17 protein-coding genes are annotated in these 18906 nt (G+C 72.1%); 11 read left to right on the plus strand and 6 right to left on the minus strand.

All coding sequences use genetic code 11. The annotated features are described in order from the left end of the window. The 4 genes from OERS_RS14410 to OERS_RS14425 all read left to right on the plus strand — a co-directional run. Positions 1–895: ATP-binding cassette domain-containing protein (locus tag OERS_RS14410; protein ID WP_248948590.1), on the plus strand; the 895-nt coding region annotated here is incomplete at its 5' end. Beyond that, on the plus strand, positions 892–1689 hold the full coding sequence (locus tag OERS_RS14415) for a hypothetical protein (RefSeq protein ID WP_056760757.1): 798 nt from the start codon (positions 892–894) through the stop codon (positions 1687–1689). The genes OERS_RS14410 and OERS_RS14415, both read left to right, overlap by 4 nt. 148 nt (positions 1690–1837) lie before the next feature. Then, complete coding sequence (locus tag OERS_RS14420) at positions 1838–2899, plus strand: ABC transporter ATP-binding protein (RefSeq protein WP_083201488.1); 1062 nt, start codon at positions 1838–1840, stop codon at positions 2897–2899. Next, positions 2896–3720 carry an ABC transporter permease gene (locus OERS_RS14425; RefSeq protein WP_068626475.1) on the plus strand — a complete coding sequence of 275 codons (825 nt, stop codon included), beginning with the start codon at positions 2896–2898 and terminating at the stop codon, positions 3718–3720. Before OERS_RS14420 ends, OERS_RS14425 begins: the two co-directional genes overlap by 4 nt. A 73-nt stretch (positions 3721–3793) precedes the next feature. Here the strand turns inward: OERS_RS14425 and OERS_RS14430 are convergent, their stop codons facing one another. Continuing rightward, entirely contained in the window at positions 3794–4291 is a 498-nt protein-coding gene (locus tag OERS_RS14430; RefSeq protein WP_068626477.1) for an NUDIX hydrolase, read from the minus strand. Positions 4292–4791: 500 nt separating this feature from the next. Here OERS_RS14430 and OERS_RS14435 point away from each other — a divergent pair, with 500 nt between their 5' ends. After that, positions 4792–5892: a 3-deoxy-7-phosphoheptulonate synthase gene (locus OERS_RS14435; RefSeq protein WP_068626534.1), complete on the plus strand. Its 1101-nt coding sequence runs from the start codon at positions 4792–4794 to the stop codon at positions 5890–5892. Between the two features lie 148 nt (positions 5893–6040). Here OERS_RS14435 and OERS_RS14440 read toward each other — a convergent pair whose 3' ends face one another. Beyond that, the gene (locus OERS_RS14440) at positions 6041–7447 is read right to left on the minus strand and encodes a DUF4232 domain-containing protein (protein ID WP_083201490.1); all 1407 of its coding nucleotides are present in this window, start codon (positions 7445–7447) and stop codon (positions 6041–6043) included. Positions 7448–7600: 153 nt separating this feature from the next. Between OERS_RS14440 and sigK the strand changes: the two genes are divergently transcribed. The 3 genes from sigK (at position 7601) to OERS_RS14455 (ending at position 10631) form a co-directional block, all read left to right on the plus strand. After that, the gene (gene sigK / locus OERS_RS14445; protein ID WP_068626481.1) at positions 7601–8176 is read left to right on the plus strand and encodes an ECF RNA polymerase sigma factor SigK; all 576 of its coding nucleotides are present in this window, start codon (positions 7601–7603) and stop codon (positions 8174–8176) included. Further along, entirely contained in the window at positions 8169–8957 is a 789-nt protein-coding gene (locus tag OERS_RS14450) for an anti-sigma factor (RefSeq protein WP_068626482.1), read from the plus strand. Before sigK ends, OERS_RS14450 begins: the two co-directional genes overlap by 8 nt. A 195-nt stretch (positions 8958–9152) precedes the next feature. Then, positions 9153–10631 carry a hypothetical protein gene (locus OERS_RS14455; RefSeq protein ID WP_068626484.1) on the plus strand — a complete coding sequence of 493 codons (1479 nt, stop codon included), beginning with the start codon at positions 9153–9155 and terminating at the stop codon, positions 10629–10631. Positions 10632–10810: 179 nt separating this feature from the next. Here OERS_RS14455 and OERS_RS14460 read toward each other — a convergent pair whose 3' ends face one another. Then, complete coding sequence (locus OERS_RS14460; protein ID WP_068626487.1) at positions 10811–11485, minus strand: fasciclin domain-containing protein; 675 nt, start codon at positions 11483–11485, stop codon at positions 10811–10813. 161 nt (positions 11486–11646) lie between these two features. On the opposite strand from OERS_RS14460, the gene OERS_RS14465 reads away from it, so the two are divergent. The 3 genes from OERS_RS14465 (at position 11647) to OERS_RS14475 (ending at position 15449) form a co-directional block, all read left to right on the plus strand. Next, on the plus strand, positions 11647–13635 hold the full coding sequence (locus tag OERS_RS14465) for a cytochrome c biogenesis protein DipZ (RefSeq protein WP_068626489.1): 1989 nt from the start codon (positions 11647–11649) through the stop codon (positions 13633–13635). A gap of 80 nt (positions 13636–13715) precedes the next feature. Continuing rightward, entirely contained in the window at positions 13716–14618 is a 903-nt protein-coding gene (locus tag OERS_RS14470) for a formate/nitrite transporter family protein (RefSeq protein WP_083201492.1), read from the plus strand. Positions 14619–14744: 126 nt separating this feature from the next. After that, positions 14745–15449 carry a DUF2625 family protein gene (locus tag OERS_RS14475; protein WP_068626493.1) on the plus strand — a complete coding sequence of 235 codons (705 nt, stop codon included), beginning with the start codon at positions 14745–14747 and terminating at the stop codon, positions 15447–15449. A 117-nt stretch (positions 15450–15566) separates the two neighbouring features. Here OERS_RS14475 and OERS_RS14480 read toward each other — a convergent pair whose 3' ends face one another. The 3 genes from OERS_RS14480 to OERS_RS14490 are packed head-to-tail and all read right to left on the minus strand — an operon-like array spanning position 15567 to position 18905. Continuing rightward, positions 15567–16646: a sulfite oxidase gene (locus OERS_RS14480; RefSeq protein WP_068626495.1), complete on the minus strand. Its 1080-nt coding sequence runs from the start codon at positions 16644–16646 to the stop codon at positions 15567–15569. A 25-nt stretch (positions 16647–16671) separates the two neighbouring features. After that, the gene (locus tag OERS_RS14485; RefSeq protein WP_083201493.1) at positions 16672–17538 is read right to left on the minus strand and encodes an enoyl-CoA hydratase/isomerase family protein; all 867 of its coding nucleotides are present in this window, start codon (positions 17536–17538) and stop codon (positions 16672–16674) included. Then, positions 17535–18905 carry a Dyp-type peroxidase gene (locus tag OERS_RS14490; RefSeq protein WP_068626497.1) on the minus strand — a complete coding sequence of 457 codons (1371 nt, stop codon included), beginning with the start codon at positions 18903–18905 and terminating at the stop codon, positions 17535–17537. Before OERS_RS14490 ends, OERS_RS14485 begins: the two co-directional genes overlap by 4 nt. Position 18906 lies beyond the last annotated feature (1 nt).

Here is an 18906-nt window from a genome sequence, read left to right on the forward strand (position 1 = left end):
CACCCGCCCCGACCCGTTCGGCGTCGAGCTCCGGGACGTGACGCTGAGCTTCGGCAAGGGCGAGAAGCACCCGGCGCTCGACGGACTGAGCCTCCAGATCCGTCCCGGCACCATCACGGGACTTCTCGGCCGCAACGGCGCGGGCAAGACGACAGCCCTCTCGCTGATCGCCGCCATGCGCCGCCCCGACGCCGGGACCGTGCTGGTCGACGGCGAGGACCCGTTCGAGAACGCCTGGGCCATGGCCGGCACGCAGCTCGTCCGCGAGAGCGGCGACACGATCTCGGCGACCAAGGTCGCCGACAGCCTGGGGTACTACGCCGAGATGCGCGAGCACTGGGACGCGGACCTCGCGGCCCGTCTGGTCGACCTGTTCGAGGTCGACCTGCGCAAGAACCCCGAGGACCTCTCGCGCGGCAAGCGGTCGGCGCTCGGGGCGGTCATCGGGCTCGCGTCCCGCGCGCCGCTGACGATCTTCGACGAGGTGTACCTCGGCATGGACGCGCCCAGCCGGTACGCGTTCTACGACGCGCTCGTCGAGGACTACACCGAGCACCCGCGCACGATCGTCCTGTCGAGCCACCTGATCGACGAGGTCGAGCGGATCTTCGAGGACGTCGTGATCGTCGACCGGGGGCGCGTGCTCCTCGCGGAGAGCGTCGAGTCCGTCCGCAGCAGGGGAGTGAGCCTCACGGGCTCGGCGGCCGTGGTCGAGTCGTTCGTCGACGGCCGGCGCGTCCTGGCCCGGCAACGCCTGGGTGGCACGGCCCAGGTCACGCTGTTCGGCACGCTCGACGACGCCGAGCGCACCGCGGCGACCGAGGCGGGCCTCGAGCTCGGCGCGGTGCCGTTGCAGGACCTGTTCGTGCACCTGACGCGAGAGGAGCGGTCATGACCGAGAACCTGGTGGGCCCGGCAGCCCTCACCGACCGGGCCGTGCAACGTGCCGAGGTGCGCCGCACGGCCGAGAAGCGGTCGCTGCGCACCGCGACCTGGAACATGACCGCCGGATCCTGGACGGTCGGCGTCTGGTACTGGGCGATCGTCGTGGTCGTCGCCGCGGTCATCGGCTACCTCGGGGGCCAGACGAACACCTTCGAGGGCGAGCCGATCGAAGGCGTCGTCAACGGGTCGGTCAAGTTCTTCCTGTTCGTCCTGGGGATCATCTTCCCGATCGGGAGCATCGCCGTGCACGTCGCGGCGGGCGGCACGCGACGGTCGCTGATCCGCGCGGCGTGGCTCACGGCGGGCGTCGTCGGGGTCACGTTCGGTCTCGCGGCGGCTCTTCTCGGCTACGCCGAGTGGGCGGTCTTCCGTTCGCTCGGGTGGCTCCCGACCCTCGAGAGCAGCCAGCTCGACGTCGACGCCAGGGTCCTCGGGACAGTGTTCCTGTCGCAGGTCTTCTTCTGCGCCGTCTACTGGCTCGTGGGCGCGGCGATCGGCATGGGGTACTACCGGCTCCGCTTCCTGCGCGGGACGTTCGCGCTCCCTCTGCTCCTGGTTCCCGTGGCGCTCGTCGAGCTCGCGTTCCAGAGCGGCTACTTCGGCAAGCCGTTCGCCCAGGCGGTCGGCCTCGACGACCTCGAGGTCCTGATCGCGGCGGTCGGTGGGCTGGTCGCCCTGGCCGCAGCGGCGTTCGCGTTCCGCCTGGTCACGCGGTCGGTGGCCATCGCTCCCGTCACGACCTGACGGCCCTGGCGTCCCCGACGCCTTTCGCGCGGCGTGCCTCCGAACCGGGGACCGGCGCACCCACCACAGCGTTCATCCCGTCCGACGGACGGCGTCCGGTCCACCGGTGCGCCGCCCGGCGGGCGAGCACACCCTCAGGGAGGGCACCATGACCACCGCACATCCTGTCCCGTCCGTCCCGCCCGCGTCGTCGACCGCCCGGTCGCGCTCGGCGCGCACGCTGCCCGACGGCGCCGCACCGGCCATCGAGGTCATCGCCCTCCGCAAGGCGTACGGGAGCAACGTCGCCGTGCGCGACGTGAGCCTCGCCGTCGGGCCGGGGGAGATCTTCGGGATCCTCGGCCCCAACGGGGCCGGCAAGACCACGACCGTCGAGTGCCTCGCCGGGCTCCGGCAGGCCGACTCCGGGACCGTCCGGATCCTCGGCAGGGACCCGCAGAAGGACCCGGCCTCGGTGCGCGAGCTCCTGGGCGTCCAGCTCCAGGAGGCCGAGCTCAACGACCGCATGACCGTGGCCGAGGCGCTGCGGCTGTACGCGTCGTTCTACGAGTCGCCCGCCGACACGAGCGAGCTCCTGGACCTGCTCGACCTCACGCCGCACCGCGACCAGCAGTTCGCCAGGTTGTCGGGCGGCCAGAAGCAGCGGCTGTCGATCGCGCTCGCTCTCGTGGGGAACCCGCAGGTCGCGATCCTCGACGAGCTGACCACGGGCCTGGACCCGCAGGCCCGTCGCGCCACGTGGGAGCTCGTCGAGCGGGTGCGCGACCGCGGCGTGACGATCCTGCTCGTGACCCACTTCATGGACGAGGCCGAGCGCCTGTGCGACCGGCTCGTCATCATCGACCAGGGGGTCGTGGTGGCGGCCGGTTCGCCTGCCGAGCTCATCGAGTCGGTCGATGCCACGCGCGTGCTGCGCCTGCGGGTCGAGCCCCACGAGGAGGCCGACGTGCTCGAGATCCTCGCCGGGCTCGCGGACGTCCAGGACGTGGCGCGCGAGGGCCACGAGATCGAGGTGACCGGGACGCGGCGGGTGCTGCCCGCCGTCGTGCTGGCCCTCGCCGAGGTGGACGTGGTGCCCGACGTCCGGACCGTGACGCGCTCGCTCGAGGACGTGTTCGTGCACGTCACGGGCAGGACCTACGACCACACGGGGGCGACGGGCCTCACCCCGACCGACGACCGGTCCGACACCGAGGGAGCAGCGCGATGACCACGCAGACGGCAACACGCACGCAGGTGGCAGGACCCCGCCGCCGCAAGGTCGCTGGCACGGGCTGGCACGGCCTGCGGACACTGACACTGACCGAGGCCCGGCTGCTGCTCCGCGACCCGGGGACGGTCTTCTTCGCGCTCCTCTTCCCGACCGTGCTCCTCGTGGGCGTGGGCTTCGCGATCCCCGGCATGCGGGAGGTCATCACCGACGCCCCGCCGCCCTGGGGAGGGCTGACCGCCGTGGCGGTCTACGTGCCCGTGGCGCTCGCGACCGCGGTCGCGACGGTCGCGCTCACGACCATGCCCGTGTACTTCGCGACGTTCCGCGAGAAGGGCGTGCTGCGCAGGCTCTCGACCACGCCCATGAGGCCGCAGGGGCTCGTCGGCGCCCACCTGTTCATCAACCTGGTGACGGTCTGCGTCGCGGCGCTGCTCGCGGTGCTCGTCGGGAGCCTGGTGTTCGACCTCGCGGCGCCCGCGAACCCGGCCGTCGTCGGGGGGAGCTTCCTGCTGGGGATCCTGTCGATGTTCTCGCTCGGGATGCTCATCGCGTCGCGCGCCGGGAAGGCGAGCACCGCGTCGGCGATCGGGATGACGCTCTACTTCCCGATGCTCTTCCTCGCGGGCATGTGGACGCCCGGGCCGATCATGCCCGAGGTGCTCCGCACGATCGGTGGGTACACGCCGCTCGGCGCCGCGACGCAGGCCATGACGACGGGCTGGTTCGAGGATGGCGTGCCCCTCTCGCAGCTCGTGGTCATGGCCGTGTGGACCGTGGTGCTGCTGCCGCTCGCGGTGAAGCTGTTCCGCTGGTCGTGACGCGACCGCGACCCTCGCGCACACCGCGGGGCGCCCGGTGCGTGGGTCCTGCCGGGCGGCCCCGCACACCGGGCTACCGGACGAAGAACGGTCCCGCGGTCGGGTCCGCGAGGTAGCCCAGGGTGTGGCCGAGCCGCTCGCTCGTCGAGGCGGCGAGGTCGGCCGGCAGGTCGTCGGGGGCGAACCACGCGACCGCGAGGGACTCGTCGTCGGCCACGTGGGCCGCTGCCGCAGCGGCGGGGGAGACCGGGCGGCACAGGAAGCACAGGTCGAGGGACTGCGAGCGGTCACCGTTGGGGTACTCGACGGCCGGGGTCACCGTGACCCCGGTCAGGGCGTCGACCCGGACGGTCACGCCGGTCTCCTCGAGGACCTCGCGCGCGAGACCGACCGCGGGGTCCTCGCCCGGCTCGAGGATCCCGCTCACGATCGCCCACTGCCCGGTGTCGGCGCGCTGCCCCAGCAGGAGACGTCCGTCGTCGTCGATCACGACGCCCGAGACCCCCGGCATCCACAGGAGGTCGGTTCCGACGTGGGAGCGGAGCGCGGCGACGAACTCGGGGATCGGCATGGACCGAGCGTAGACGGCGCGTACCGACGGCGGGCTGACGGCGTACCGATGGCGCACTGACCGCGTGCCGGGCGCCTGCGGGGCCGGAGCGGTGCTTGGCCGGTGCGCGACACCGAGAAGTGAGCTGTTCCGGCGAGCACTCCCGACCGGAGTCTGAGACGGCCCTGCCGGTCCCCGAAACGGCTGTGCTACGGTCGTCGGGTGAACACGGTTCGTTGGTATTGGCGCTTTACGCTGGCTCCTGGAGGGGCCGAGCGGGCGTTCGCCTGACCAACCTTCCCCGGAGCCAGCACAGGGCCTTGGACGCAGACCGCGTCCGGGCCCTTCGTCATTCAGACGGGCCGACTCCGGACACAGAGCAGGCCGCACGGCTCCGTCTGAGTCACCTTCAGATCAGGAGCCCTCGCATGACCGCCACGACCTCGACCGCCGTCTCCGCGGAGACCGTCGACGAACGTCACCCCGAGACGGTCACCTCCGCCACCGGCGCAGGTGACACCATGGAACGCGTGACCTCTCACCCCGAGTACGAGCTGCAGGCGCCCACGAGCGACCTGCGCATCCGCGCCCTCGACCCGCTGCCCGCACCCGTCGACATGCTCGCCGAGCTTCCCCTCGGCACGGCCCGCGGTGACCTGGTCACCCAGTCGCGCCGCGAGATCCGCGACGTCCTGGCGGGGGACGACGACCGCCTGCTCGTGATCGTCGGCCCGTGCTCGGTCCACGACCCCGAGGCAGCGCTCGACTACGCGCACCGCCTGGCGGTCGTGGCCAAGGATCTGTCGGAGGACCTCGCGATCGTCATGCGCGTGTACTTCGAGAAGCCGCGCACGACGGTCGGCTGGAAGGGCCTCATCAACGACCCCGACCTCGACGGCACGCACGACGTCAACCGCGGCCTGCACCTGGCCCGCGAGGTCCTGCTCGGTGTCCTCGACGCGGGTGTCCCCGCGGCGACCGAGTTCCTCGAGCCCACGAGCCCGCAGTACATCGCCGACGCCGTCTCGTGGGGTGCGATCGGTGCGCGCAACGTCGAGAGCCAGGTGCACCGCCAGCTCGCGTCGGGCCTGTCGATGCCGGTCGGCTTCAAGAACGCGACCGACGGTGACATCCAGATCGCGGTCGACGGCTGCATCACCGCGGCGAGCGAGCACACGTTCTTCGGTACGGACGGGGCGGGCCGCGCGGCCGCGGTCGAGACCGCGGGCAACCCGGACTGCCACATCATCCTGCGCGGTGGCCGCAGCGGCCCCAACTACGGGCCCGACGACGTCGCGTCCGCCCTGCGCGTGGCCGCGTCCTCGGGTCTGGGCGGGGCCGTCGAGCACGGCCTGGTCATCGACGCGAGCCACGGCAACTCGGGCAAGGACCACGTGCGTCAGGCCGAGGTCGTGCGCGAGGTCGCGACGCGCATCGCCGAGGGCGAGGCCGGGATCACGGGCCTCATGATGGAGAGCTTCATCGTGGCCGGGGCGCAGGCGCCGGCTCCGCGCGGGCTCGTCTACGGCCAGTCCGTGACGGACAAGTGCATCGACTGGGACACCACGGCCGAGCTGCTCGGCGAGCTGGCCGAGTCGGTGCGGGCACGCCGGGCGCTCTGAGCCACAGGGCTCCTTGGCACGACCCGACGGCCGCTCTCCCCACGGGGAGGGCGGCCGTCGTGCGTGCTGAGTCGGTGCGACCGTGCGGTGGTGCGACCGAGCGGTGGTGCGACCGAGCCCGGGCGCGAGCGCGCCCCGACATCGCGGGTCAGGACGAGGAGCGGACCCAGTCGCCGACCACGATGCGCGCGCCCTCGAGGATGTCGACCCCGGACTCGGCGCCCGGGACGTCCGCCACGCGAAGGCGCGCCTCGTCGGCGCCCGGCACGGTCGTGACGAGGACGCTCGTCGTCTGGTCGGGGTCGTTGGCCGTCGACATGGCGCCCCACCGGAGCTGCGAGGTCGCGACACCTCCGGGCGGCACGACGATCCGGACCGGGCTCTGCCCGGGGATCTCCGGTTCGGACAGGACGTCCGGGACCGTCCCCGAGGCGCGCAGGAAGCTCAGCCCGGGGCGCCCGTCGAGCGCGCACGGTGCGTCGGTGACGTTCTCCGCGGTGACGGTGAGGAAGCGCGACCCGGCGGCGGCGTCGAACCCGGTCACCCCTGCTCGGAGGTCCTGCCCGGTGCAGGGCGGGACCCCGTCGGCTGCCGCGGCCGCGGCGTCGGCCTCGTCGTTCGCGGGGTCGGTGCTCACGAGCTCTCGGTCCGAGACGAAGCCGGACTCGGACGTCTGGCTGCCGTAGACCGTGAAGGCGATCGCGCTGCCCAGGAGGTCCGCCTGGCCCGAGGCGCGCAACCAGTCCGCGACGGGTGCCGGCGGGCCGTCGACGTAGACGGTGAGCAGCGGGACGGGGTTGCCCGTGGGGGACCTGACCTCGTAGACGGTCTGGGTCGTCTCGTCGCGCGACCCGGCCTCGGCGAGGAGCTGGACGGCGGGCAGCGGTGGCGGTACGGGGTCGACGCTCGAGGTGTACATCGCGCCGTAGCCGTCGGTCGAGAGGGAGTTCAGCGGCCGTGCGAGGGTGCCCGCGACCTCGGCCAGCCCGGGGAGCGCGGCCGGGTCGCGGCCGCTGACCGCCGCGTTGTCGGCCGTGAGGTGGACCGAGGTGGCTCCTGCGTCGAGGAACGCCACGGCGTCGTGGACGGCGGGGTCTCCCGGGCCTGCGGGTTCGAGCGTCAGCGTCGCCTTGGTGCCGGGCAGCGTGTCGACCACGGTGACCGTGGGCGGCCCGCTGAGCCCCGAGCCGGCGAGGATGCCGTAGACGGCGTCGACGGTCGCCTGGGTGTCCTCGGGGGTCCGGAAGCTCTCGAGGTCGATCGTCACCGCAGGGGAGGGCGGGGGCGCGTTCTCGAGCATCCCCTCCTCGAAGACCTGGATCGTGGCGGACTCGACACCCTCGATCGTCCCGAGATCCCGTTCGACGTCCGCGCGGATCCGGGCGTCCTCGGACGGGGCGGGATCGGCAGCAGCTTCGCGCTCGTCCCCCTGCTCACCGGCCCGGACGTCGCCCCGGGCCGTGGCCCAGAGCGCGAGCGCGACGAGCACCACGAAGAGCACTGTCACGGCGACGTAGAGGGGATGGAGCCGGGTGGGCTGCGGCGTCTCGGTCACCCCGTGAGGGTAGCGGCAGCCCCCGACCGACCGGCGACCCATCCGCAGGCCCGAGCGCGACGAACCTTGGGTGCCTCAGCCGTCGCGGATGCAGTGCACCTGCGGACGTCCCGCCCGTGCGCCGCGGCGGGGAGCCTGGGGCAGACTGGTCGGGTGCCACCCGTGAGGACGAGCGAGCCCGACGCTCTCGATGCCGCGCTCGCCGCGTGCGCCGAGGGTGATCCGGCTGCGTTCGCGCCGGTGTACGACGCCCTGGCGCCGGCCGTGTTCGGCACGGCGCTCGGCGTGCTGCGAGACCACGACCACGCGGCCGAGGTGACCCAGGAGGTGATGATCGAGGTGTGGCAGACGGCGGTGCGTTTCGACGCCTCCCGGGGTTCGGCCCGGACGTGGGTCGTCACGATGGCCCGACGGCGAGCGGTGGACCGGGTGCGGTCCGAGCAGTCCCGCCGGGTCCGGGACCAGAAGGACGTCGACGGCAGGTTCGCCGGGGGAGGGCACGACGTCGTGGCCGAGGAGGTCGAGCAGCTGCTCGAGTCGGCCGCGGTGCGCCGGTGCCTCGGGAGCCTCACCGAGACCCAGCGCGAGTCGGTCGTCCGGGCCTACTTCGGTGGGCTGACGTACCGCGAGGTCGCGCTCGAGCTGGGCGCGGCAGTGCCGACCGTGAAGTCACGGATCCGTGACGGGCTCGTGCGCCTGCGTGACTGCCTGGGGGTGAACCGTGGTTGACGACGACACCCGCGACACCGGCCAGACCGGCGACAGCCGCGACACCGGGTCGGGGCCCGGAGGACCGGACGCGGACGACCCGCGCGACCTCCTCGCGGCCTACGCGCTCGACGCGGTCGACGACCTGGACCGCCGTGTGGTCGACCGGCTGCTGACCACGGACCCCGACGCGCGCCGCGAGCTCGACGAGCACCGCGCGGTGGTCGCGGCGTTCACGGTCGACACGCCCCCGCCTGCTGGGCTCCGCGACCAGGTGCTCGAGCGCGTCGCGTCGACACCTCAGGTCGCGGCCGTCCAGGCTGGTCGGGCTGACCCACGCCCGGGCCGTTCGGCTCGGCCTCCCCGCCGGTGGGCCGTCGTCGCAGCGGTCGCCGCCGCGGTCGTGGCGGTCGCGGTCCCGACGACGCTCGCGGTCCAGGCCCGGCAGGAGCAGGTCCGGCTCCAGACGCAGGCCGACGCCGTCGCCTCGATGCTCGCCGACCCCGCTGCGGAGATCGTCCGTGGCGAGATGGTCGGGGGCGGGGACGCGAGCGCGCTCGTCTCGGGCGACCGCGTGCTGTTCTCCGTCTCGGACCTGCCGCAGGCGGGGGCAGCCGAGGACTACCAGCTCTGGCTCGTCGAAGGGGACCGCATGGTCTCGGCCGGGGTCTTCGACGCACGGGACGGCTCGGCCGCCCTGCTCGTCGAGGCCGCCGGGAGCGCGGGAGTCGCGGTGACGCTCGAGCCTGCCGGCGGGTCGCCGCAGCCGACGAGCGACCCCTTGGTCGTCCTCGAGACCTGATGCTCGATCTCGGATAATTCTCGACCCGAATTCCGGCCGCAATGCCCGCTCTCGGGTAATTCCTTGGTCCGATTCCGGATATATGCCGGGGTTTGTCAAAGCCTGGGTATTGGTGATGCAATACGACACGTTCCCACCCTGTGTCGTGCGTGCGACGCCGCATCTCGGCATCACCCCGGAAGGAATCCACCACCCGTGAAGAAGCTCCTGGCGAGCACGGCAGCCTCGCTGCTCGCCCTCGGCGGACTGGTCGCCACCGCGGCCCCCGCCTCCGCCCACACCCCGCAGGTCTCCGCGACCTGCACGGGCCTCGACGTCTCGCTCAAGGCCTACTCCGCCAAGGACAACTCCGTCACCGTGAAGGTCGACGGAAAGGTCGTCAAGAACGAGACCTTCCAGCGCTCGTACTCGACCTCCTACACCTTCCCCGACTCGTCGGTCGCCCACTCGTGGGAGATCGACGTGCGCGCCGCGGACGGCAAGAAGTACGACCACGCGCAGCAGGGCAAGACCACGCCATGTGCCTCCTCGCCCACGCCGGGCAACGAGGTGGGCATCTACGTCTACAAGAAGACCGATCCCGCGAAGCCCGCCGCGTGGGAGAACTCCGGCCCCCAGACGCTCGTCGACCACAAGCCGGGGACCGACTGGTACACCACCTTCCCGTCCGACCTGCCCCGGGAGGTCTGCGGCGACGGGTGGGCCGTCCAGCAGGACAGGATCCGCCAGGACGGGACGTTCGTCTGGCCAGAGATGATCACCCCGCCGAAGTCCGCGCTGGGCAAGGTGCTGACCGGGTCCAAGCACCACGACCTCGACGACCTCGTCGAGGTCCCAGAGTGCGCCGAGGAGACCCGGCCCCCGGTCGAGCCCGAGACACCTGCGGTCCCGGAGCCCGAGGAGCCGGCCCTGACGATCGTGCCCCCGGTCGCACCGACCATCCGCGAGGTCTGCGGCACCGACGACGAGCGCTTCGTCCTGCCCGAGAGCACCGACCAGATCAGCTACACGCGGACCGAGGGCGCGATCGTCGCGCACCCGGCCGACGGCTTCGCTCTCGGTGAGTCCGCGGGGTACGTGCTGGCCGAGGACGGTGCGAGCGCGTCCTTCGCGCTCGACCTGGAGGCCGCTGTCGAGGACTGCGCCCTGACCCCCGGTGACATCGGCGCGGTCTGCGAGGCCGACACGCCCTACCTCGGCTACGAGGTCTTCCTGCCCGAGGGGTACCAGGCCGACAGCGACCGCCCGCTGAGCATCACGTTCCTGAACCCCGGCGAGGGCGAGGACTACACGGTCGAGGGGCTGCCGCTCGACGGCAGGATCCTGTGGCCCGGCGCGTCCGCGGACGAGCCCCGCGCGTGGCCCGGCTGGGAGCGGCAGTCCGACGGCACCTACGTCGAGACCGACGGCAACTACGCCTGGACGCGGTCGGACGTCGAGGTCCTGTTCCAGGTCAACCCGGACTACTCCACGACGGTCCGCTACCCGGAGGGCACGGCGTCGTGCGCCAACCCGCCGGCCGCAGCAGCTCCTGGGCCCGTGAGTGCTGCCGCGCCGAGCGGTCCGTCGCTCGCCGCGACGGGCGCCACGGCCGGGGCTGCGGGCTTCCTCGCGCTGCTGCTCGTCGGTGGCGGCGCCGCGCTCGTGTGGGCGCGCCGCCGGGCGAACGGCTGATCGCCGACCCGCTGAGCCGCAGCACGCCTGCCCGCCCCTGAGGGGTCGGGCAGACGAGAGGAGCCGGTCGCTCGGGGCATCCCGTCCGGAGCGACCGGCTCCTCGTCCGTGTCCCCGTGCATCTCCTGGTGGGCCGGCCGCCGCGGCACGGGGACAACCGCGGCGGTCGGCGTCGGGGGTCACATGGTCGGCATGAGGACCGTGTCGATCAGGTAGACCGTGGCGTTCTGCGTCATGACGCCGCCACAGATCACGCTCGCGTCGTCGACCTTGAGGTCGTCCCCCGAGCCCGTGACGGTCACGGTCCCGCCCTCGACGGTCTCGTGCTCGCCGACGACCTGGTCCGGGGTCAGCTGTCCGGGGACCACGTGGTAGGTGAGGATCGAGGTGAGCGTGTCGGAGTCGGTCTTGAGGCTCTCGATGGTGGCCGGGTCGATCTTCGCGAAGGCGTCGTCGACCGGCGCGAACACCGTGAACTCGCCGCCGTTGAGGGTGTCGACCAGGTTCACGTCGGGGTTGAGCTGCCCGCTCACCGCGGCCGTGAGGGTCGTGAGCAGGGGGTTGTTGGACGCCGCGACCGCGACGGGGTCGGTGGACATGCCCGTGACGGAGCCGGCACCGTCCGGGACCTGCTCGGCGTAGGCGGCACAGCCGGGACCCACGAGGTTGGCTGCCGGGTCCACCTCGGGGGTCATGGCGTCCTCGGACATGTCGTCGCTGGGCATCGTCGTCTCGGCCGCGCTCGAGGTGTCGTCGCTCCCCGAGCCGGAGTCCGAGCTGCAGGCCGACAGGCCCAGGACCGCCAGGGTCGCGACGCCGACCACGGCGTACGAGGTACGGGTTCGAACGTTCATCGGTCTCTCCTCGTTGTCGTCGCCCCGTCAGGTGCGGGGCGTCTCGGAGGAGGTTCGGAGCCCGGGCGAGGGTGGATGGGTCCGGTCTTCTCGCCGTCGCCGCGCGGTGGTCCGACGGCCCCTCGACCCATCCCGCGGGGACGCGGCGCCGAACCCCGGCCATGGAAACCCTCGTCCTCATCGGTCTGCTCGGTGGCCTCATCACCGGCATCTCGCCGTGCATCCTCCCCATGCTGCCCGTGATCTTCTTCGCGGGCGGGGTGCAGGGTGCCCGCGGCGCCGCACCCGCAGCTTCCGCCGTGCCCGACGACGGAGCCACCACCGAGGTCCGGTCGCCCTCGGCGGAGGACGGGTCGGCAGCGCCGTCGGCCGCGCTCTTCGCGGGTGCTCCGGGCGCCGTGACGGTGGGTGCGCGCGGGCAGGTCGTCACGGCGGCCCCGCCGACCAGCGACCGTGGCGCCCCACGCGCCGAGGGCGAGCGGCACCGTCGGGCCGGGGGCGGCGCGGACGCCCGCGACGACGCCCACGCGGCCGCTCGTCGCTCGTGGCGCCCGTACCTCGTGATCGCAGGGCTCGTCGTGAGCTTCAGCGTCTTCACTCTGCTCGGCTCGTTGCTCCTCGGGGCGCTCGGCCTGCCGCAGGACCTCCTGCGCTGGGTGGGCCTGACGCTGCTCGCGGTGATCGGCGTGGGCATGATCGTGCCGCGGTTCGAGGAGGTGCTCGAACGACCGTTCCAGAGGATCGCGGCGCTCGGTGCGCGACGAGGGACGCGCAGCCAGGACCGCGGGGCGTTCGTGCTGGGTCTGGGGCTGGGGGTCCTGTACGTCCCGTGCGCGGGACCGGTCCTCGCGGCCATCACGGTCGCGGGCGCGACGGGGAACATCGGGCCGGAGACCATCGCGCTCACCGTGTCGTTCGCGGTGGGCGCGGCGATCCCGCTGCTGGTCTTCGCGCTCGCGGGCCGTCGGGTCGCGGAACGGGTCAAGGCCTTCCAGCGCCACGCACGGGGGATCCGCGTGGCGGGCGGCGTGGTCATGATCGCGCTCGCGGTCGGGCTCGCGTTCAACCTGCCCGCGTACCTCCAGCGCGCGCTGCCCGACTACACGGGCAGCCTCCAGGAGCGCGTCGACGCGTCCGGGACGGTGCGCGAGGCGCTCGACCTCGGTGGGATCGTCACGGACGAGAACCGCGAACTGTCGAACTGCTCGAACGGTGCGCCCGAGCTCGAGGACTGCGGTCCGGCTCCCGCGCTGCGCGGGATCGACACGTGGTTCAACACACCCGGCGACCAGCCGCTCGTGCTCGACGACCTGCGCGGCAAGGTGGTCCTGGTCGACTTCTGGGCCTACTCCTGCATCAACTGCCAGCGCGCGATCCCGCACGTGAACGCCTGGTACGAGCAGTACAAGGACGTGGGCGAGGGGTTCGAGGTGATCGGGGTGCACACGCCCGAGTTCGCGTTCGAGCGCGAGACGCGCAACGTCGTGGCGGGGGCCGACGACCTGGGCGTCACGTACCCGGTCGCGCAGGACAACTCCTACGCGACCTGGACCGCGTACCGGAACCGCTACTGGCCGGCGCAGTACCTGATCGACGCCGACGGGACCGTACGTCACATCCGGTTCGGAGAGGGCGGGTACGAGGACACCGAAGGGCTGATCCGCGAGCTCCTCGCGGACGCGAACCCGGGCGTCACGTTGCCGGCCGCGACCTCGGTCGAGGACGGGACACCCGACGGCGCGACGACCCCGGAGACGTACCTCTCGGTCGGCAAGGTCGGCAACTACGCGGGCGAGCCGCGCTACGCCGCGGGGGAGCAGGCGTTCACGCTCACCCAGGACCAGGCTTCCGACACGTTCTCGCTGGGCGGGACGTGGGACGTCGACTTCCAGGGGGCGACCGCGGTGTCCGACGACGCGCGCGTGCGCCTCGCGTATCGGGGCACCGACGTCTTCACCGTCCTGGGCGGTCAGGGAACCGTCGTGGCGATCGTCCGCGACACGGACGGGGAGGTCGTCGAGCGGCGGGACGTCGAGGTCTCGGGGAACCCGACGCTCTACCCGGTGATCGAGGGGGACGCGCCGAGCGAGGGGACGGTCGAGCTCGAGGTCCCGGCGGGGATGCAGGTCTTCACGTTCACGTTCGGGTAGGAAGCGTCCGGACTGAGACCGCCCGTTCCAACTGACGACCCTCCGGGGGCGCATAGATGGAACGGGCGCATCATCGAAGGGTGCTGACCCTCACCGAGAACCTGTCCGAGCAGTCCCGTGCAGCTCGCACCAAGGTCGAGGGCACCCGGCACCCCTGGCGCTACCTGGTGGCCGCGATGCTCGCGGGGGCCTACATCGGCGTGGGGGTGGTCCTCATGGTCGCCACGGCCGGGCCGTTCCTCGCGGCGGGGGCGCCGGCCGAGCGGCTCGTGGCCGGCGGAGTCTTCTCGGTCGCGCTGACCCTGGTCGTCTTCGCGGGGGCCGAGCTCAGCACGTCGGCCATGATGATCCTGACCCAGGGAGCGGTGACGCGGACGATCCCGGTGCGCTCCGCCGTCGGGACGCTGCTGTTCTGCTTCGGCGGGAACCTGCTCGGGTCCATGCTCTTCGGGTGGATGGTCGTGCAGTCGGGGATCCTGCACACCAACGCCGCCGCGGGCGAGATGATCGCGTCGATGCTCGCGGGCAAGTCGCACGAGACCGGCGGTCAGCTCTTCTTCCGCGGCGTCCTGTGCAACGTCCTGGTGTGCGCGGCGATCTGGGCGTGCGGTCGCCTCCGGTCGGAGGCCGGCAAGGCGATCGTCATCTTCTGGGCGATCTTCGCGTTCATCTCCTCGGGGTTCGAGCACGTGGTCGCCAACATGACCACGTTCAGCATCGGTCTCTTCAACCCCGAGGTGATGACGACGTGGGGCCAGTTCGGGCGGAACCTGCTGTTCGTCGGGCTCGGCAACCTGGTCGGGGGCGCGGTCGTCGTGGGCCTCGGCTACGCGGCCGTGGCCGGACGGCGCCAGGTCGCGACGCCGGACGCCGGTGCGGTCCCAGGACCGCTCCACGGGGTGGACGAGGCCGCGGAGACCGTGCCCGTGCCGATGGCCGAGGGGTCTGTCCGTCTCACGGAGCGGACACCCCGCGGGGTCTAGTTGCCCCGGAATTCCGGGGATCGCACCTCCTTGAGCACGGAGAAGATGCGCAGATGGGGAGAATCCGGTAGCGGATCCTCCGCGACGTGTCGGAATTCACTGCCGGACGTGGCATGATCCCCGGTCATGGGCATCAGGACGGTCTCGGATCTGACGCAGGTCGACGATCCTGCGTGGCCCACGCTCGCCCGGATGTTCCAGCGGCCCGGCGTCGAGGTCCTCGCGCCGCCGGAGTGGGCGCCCGAGGTCCTGTACCGCCTCCAGATCACGACGCGCTCGACGCTCGGGGCGCTGGCCCTCTACACCGGCGGCGTCCTGGTGGACCACGGCTGGCTCCGGCTCCTCGGCGGAGGCGCGTACGGACTCCCCGACCTCGCGACGATCAACGGCCTGGGCACCCCGGAGGAGGGGGCCGTCGCGCCCCAGAGGCTCGTCGTCGCGTTCGACGTGCTCGGCGGGACGTTCGCGGTCAACGGCGGCGGCCTGCCCGGCCCGCTCGGGGACGTGCACTACTTCGCCCCGGACACGCTCGAGTGGCACGTCCTGGGCTTCGGCCTCGGTGCCTTCGCGGAGTGGGCCGTGAGCGGCGGGCTCGCCGAGTACGTGGCCGACCTGCGCTGGCCGGGCTGGGTCGACGACCTGGAAGCGCTCCCGCCGAGCCAGGGACTCAGTGTCTATCCGCCGTTGTGGTCGGGCCAGGGGAACGGATCGACCAAGCGCAGCCCGGTCCCGCTCGACGGCCTCGCCGCATGGCACCAGGAGCTGGGAGAACGGATGACCCCGTTCGCCGACGCGGCAGCCGAGGGAGAGACGGGCCCGGGCGTCCGCTGACGGCGGCGGACGTCACGAGTGCGGAGGCACGTTGCACGGCCTGGCCCCGGAGGGGTGAGCGGTCCTCACAGCGGACCTCCGGACTCCGGCCTGCGAGAGCGCCGCGGTGGGATCTGGTCAGACGACGTCGACGTAGACGACCTCGATGGCGTTGTTGCCGTAGCCGAGCCGGTTCCACGGCGGCACGTCCGGTTGCACGTTCCCCGCTGCATCGGTCGCCCTCACGCGGAGCGTGTGGCGCCCGACCGCAGCATCCTCCCAGTCGAACGACCACTCCTGCCAGTGGTACGGGCCCGTCGGCGGAGCGAGGTGGGCCTCGCGCCACTCGCCGGCACCCGTGAGGCTCACCTCGACCCGTGCGATGGGGCCGGTCCCCGACCAGGCCTTTCCGCGCACCTCGACGGCGCCCGCGGGCACGGTCGATCCAGCAGCGGGAGCAGTGACGCGCGCCCTGACGCGCATGACGTCGACGGGCTCCGGGGCCCGGTCGGCCCACTCGTAGATGTAGTGCCCCGTCTGGAACTCGCCGACGTACGGCTCGGTCAAGACGTCGATGCGCTGGAGCCACTTGACCGACGCCACGGCATACCAGTGCGGCACGATGATCCGGAACGGCGCACCGTGGTCCTGGCCGAGGGGCTTGCCGTTCATCTCGTACGCGATGAGGATCTCGGAGGTCGGATCGGCGACGTGCTCCAGCGGCAGGGAGCGGACGAAGTGCATGTCCTCGGTGTCGGTCTCGGCGAGGACCGCGGCCAGGTGGTACGCGCCGTGGTCAGCGCCCTCGAACCGCACGTCGACGCCGTCGACGCGCGGCCGCGCCTGTGCCAGCACCTCGTGCAGCAGAGCGCCCTTCCAGCGGGCGGTCGAGACGGCGTAGTCGCCCCATGGCTCACCGGTGGGCAGTGGACGCATCTCGAGGCGCCCGTTGCCGGCGCACTCGAGCGTGACCGCGCGTTCGTGCGCAGGGAAGGCCCGGAGGTCCTCGAGCGTGAGGGTCAGCGGGTGCTCCACCGCGCCGCCGATCTCGAGCCTGCCGTCGTGCTCGGGCAGCGAGAAGTTGCTGCGCACGTAGTGGAGCTCGGTCGGGGTGATCTCCTCGGTGAGCGCCGCGGGCGGCGCCTCCGCGTTGTACGGCGCTGGGTTGATCATCTGCAGCGCGGCGCGCGCACGGATGACTTCCTCGGGAATCGTCATGGCTCTGCCTCCTCGTAGGCCGGGTTCAGTAGTCGGCGTCTCGGAAGACCGGGTCTCGGCCCTCGTTGAAGGCTCCGATGCCCTCGATGCGGTCGGGGTGCACGGCCGAGCGCCAGTGCGCGTCCATCATGATGGCGATCGCCTGCTCCACGGGCTGCCCCTCACCGAGCTGTACGGCCCGCTTGACGGCTTGGACCGCCGTCGGGGAGTTGCTGGCGATCTTCTCCGCGATCCGAGCGGACGCGGCCGCCAGGTCGTCCTGGTCGTGGACCTCGTTGACCATGCCGAGCCGGTGTGCTTCGGCCGCGGAGATCGGGTCGCCGGTCATGAGCATCTGCAGTGCCCTGCCCGGCCCGAGCAGGCGTGGCAGGAACACCGGGGAACCGCCACCGGCCGAGAGGCCGAGCATCGCCTCCGGCTGCCCGAACGTGGCGTTCTCGGAGGCGATGATGAAGTCGCAGCTCTGGGCGAGCTCGCACCCGCCGCCATAGGCGATGCCGTTCACGGCGGCGAAGAGCGGCTTGCGCAGCTGCCGCACGGTGTACAGCGTTCGATCGAAGGCCTGGCGCTGGCGAAGCCAGTCCTCCTTCGTCATGCTCCTGCGCTGTCGGAGGTCGCTGCCGACGGAGAACGCGCGCTCGCCGGCGCCCGTGAGCACGACGACGCGCACGGCGGTGCGCACGGCGATCGTCTCGACGATCTCGGTCAGTCGAGCACCCATCTCGGTCGTGATCGCGTTGTCGGCGTGCGGCCGGTTGAGCGTGACCACGGCGATCTGGTCGTCGTGCTGGTACTCGACGAGGACGGAGGACTCGGGTTCGGGGGCGTCTGCGGCCGGCGGGGCGAAATCGAGAGCCTCCCAGCGGTCGGTACCCTCGGGGGTCGTGCTCATGGCGTGCTCTCCTCGGTCGAGACGGAATGCGGCAGCTCAGCCAGCCAACGCATGGCCGAGAGGCTCGGGGCGAAGCAGTACTCGCCCCCACGCGTGATCACGAACGGCGGAAGGTCCTGCAGGCGGCGTCGGATCGGTCGCCGGGGGATCGTGAAGGTGCTCGCGTGGTGCGAGGAGCCGACGATCGGGTCCGCTTCGCCAGGGGCACCGATGAAGATCCCGTCGTTGAGCCACTGGGTCTTGACGAACTCGAACTGCCGCTTGATGTGGGCGCCGGCGAACACGAAGATGATGCCGCGGTCTGCTCCGTCGTCCTCCAGCTCGCCGTCGGGGAGCATCGGGCCGTAGCTCGTGCCGCGCCGGATCATGCGGTGCAGGCGCACGTCCGTGCTGCCGTCGTCGGCGAGCGCGTCGCGCGGGTTGGCGCGTCGTGCGTGGGCGCCGACCGGGCACTTGAAGCCACGAGGGTCGTCGCCGTAGAGAAAGACGTTGTTCCGCTGCGGATCGCTGCCGAGCTCGGGGTCGTCGACGTCGGGCGTCAGGGCCAGCGGGGCTCCGCTCTGCCAGCGTCCGACCATCTTCGCGCCGAGCAGCGCCTCCTCTTCACGGTTCGTCGCCCGCGCGCGGAGGTACTGCCGGTAGGCCGCCACCTTGGTGTGCAGCTTCCGGAAGACGACGTAGGTGCCGTTGCGGCCCAGGATGTCGGGGCTCGGCATCGGCGGCAGCCCGCCGGTCTCGTCGGGATAGCCGAGGATGATCTCGCCGGCCTTGAGCGGCGGTTCGTGCGGGTTCGACGGCGCCCTGCCGCTGCCCTCGACGGCCGGCTGGCCGATCCCGTCCTTGAAGCCGAACGAGGTGCGCCCGGTCGGGAGCTGGTAGCAGTCCTGCCGCCAGACGACCGAGATGCCCGCCAGCTCCTGGTGGGCGAGGCGAGCCTTCTCGGTGACGGCCTCGAGGCGGGCGACGTCGGGGGAGATCACCGCGATGGCGATGTGGACGTCGGGAGTGCCGAGCGGCTTCTCCCAGTTCTCAGGACTGCTCTCGCCGACGTCTCCCAGGTGCTCCGCCCGCGCGGCCATCCCTTCACGGAACTCCGGCGCGAAGCTGTCGAGGGAATCCTGAGGAACTCCGAGCGCCTTCAGCCCGTGGTAGGTGAACGCGACGGTGAACCAGGCGTCGTTGGCGGGATCGAGCGACTGCGTCCCCGAGCTCACGAGGGCTGTCAGCCGCCGGACGAGCTCACGGCCGTCGGCGCGGTCGTCGATGCGCAGCATCAGGTAGGCGCCGACATAGGGGGAGGGGCGCTCGTGCAGGGCGCCACTCTGGATGTCATCGAGCTCGAGCGTGACGCTCCCCGTCTCAGCCATG

Source organism: Oerskovia enterophila (assembly GCF_001692445.1).
In the GTDB taxonomy this organism is placed as follows: domain Bacteria; phylum Actinomycetota; class Actinomycetes; order Actinomycetales; family Cellulomonadaceae; genus Oerskovia; species Oerskovia enterophila.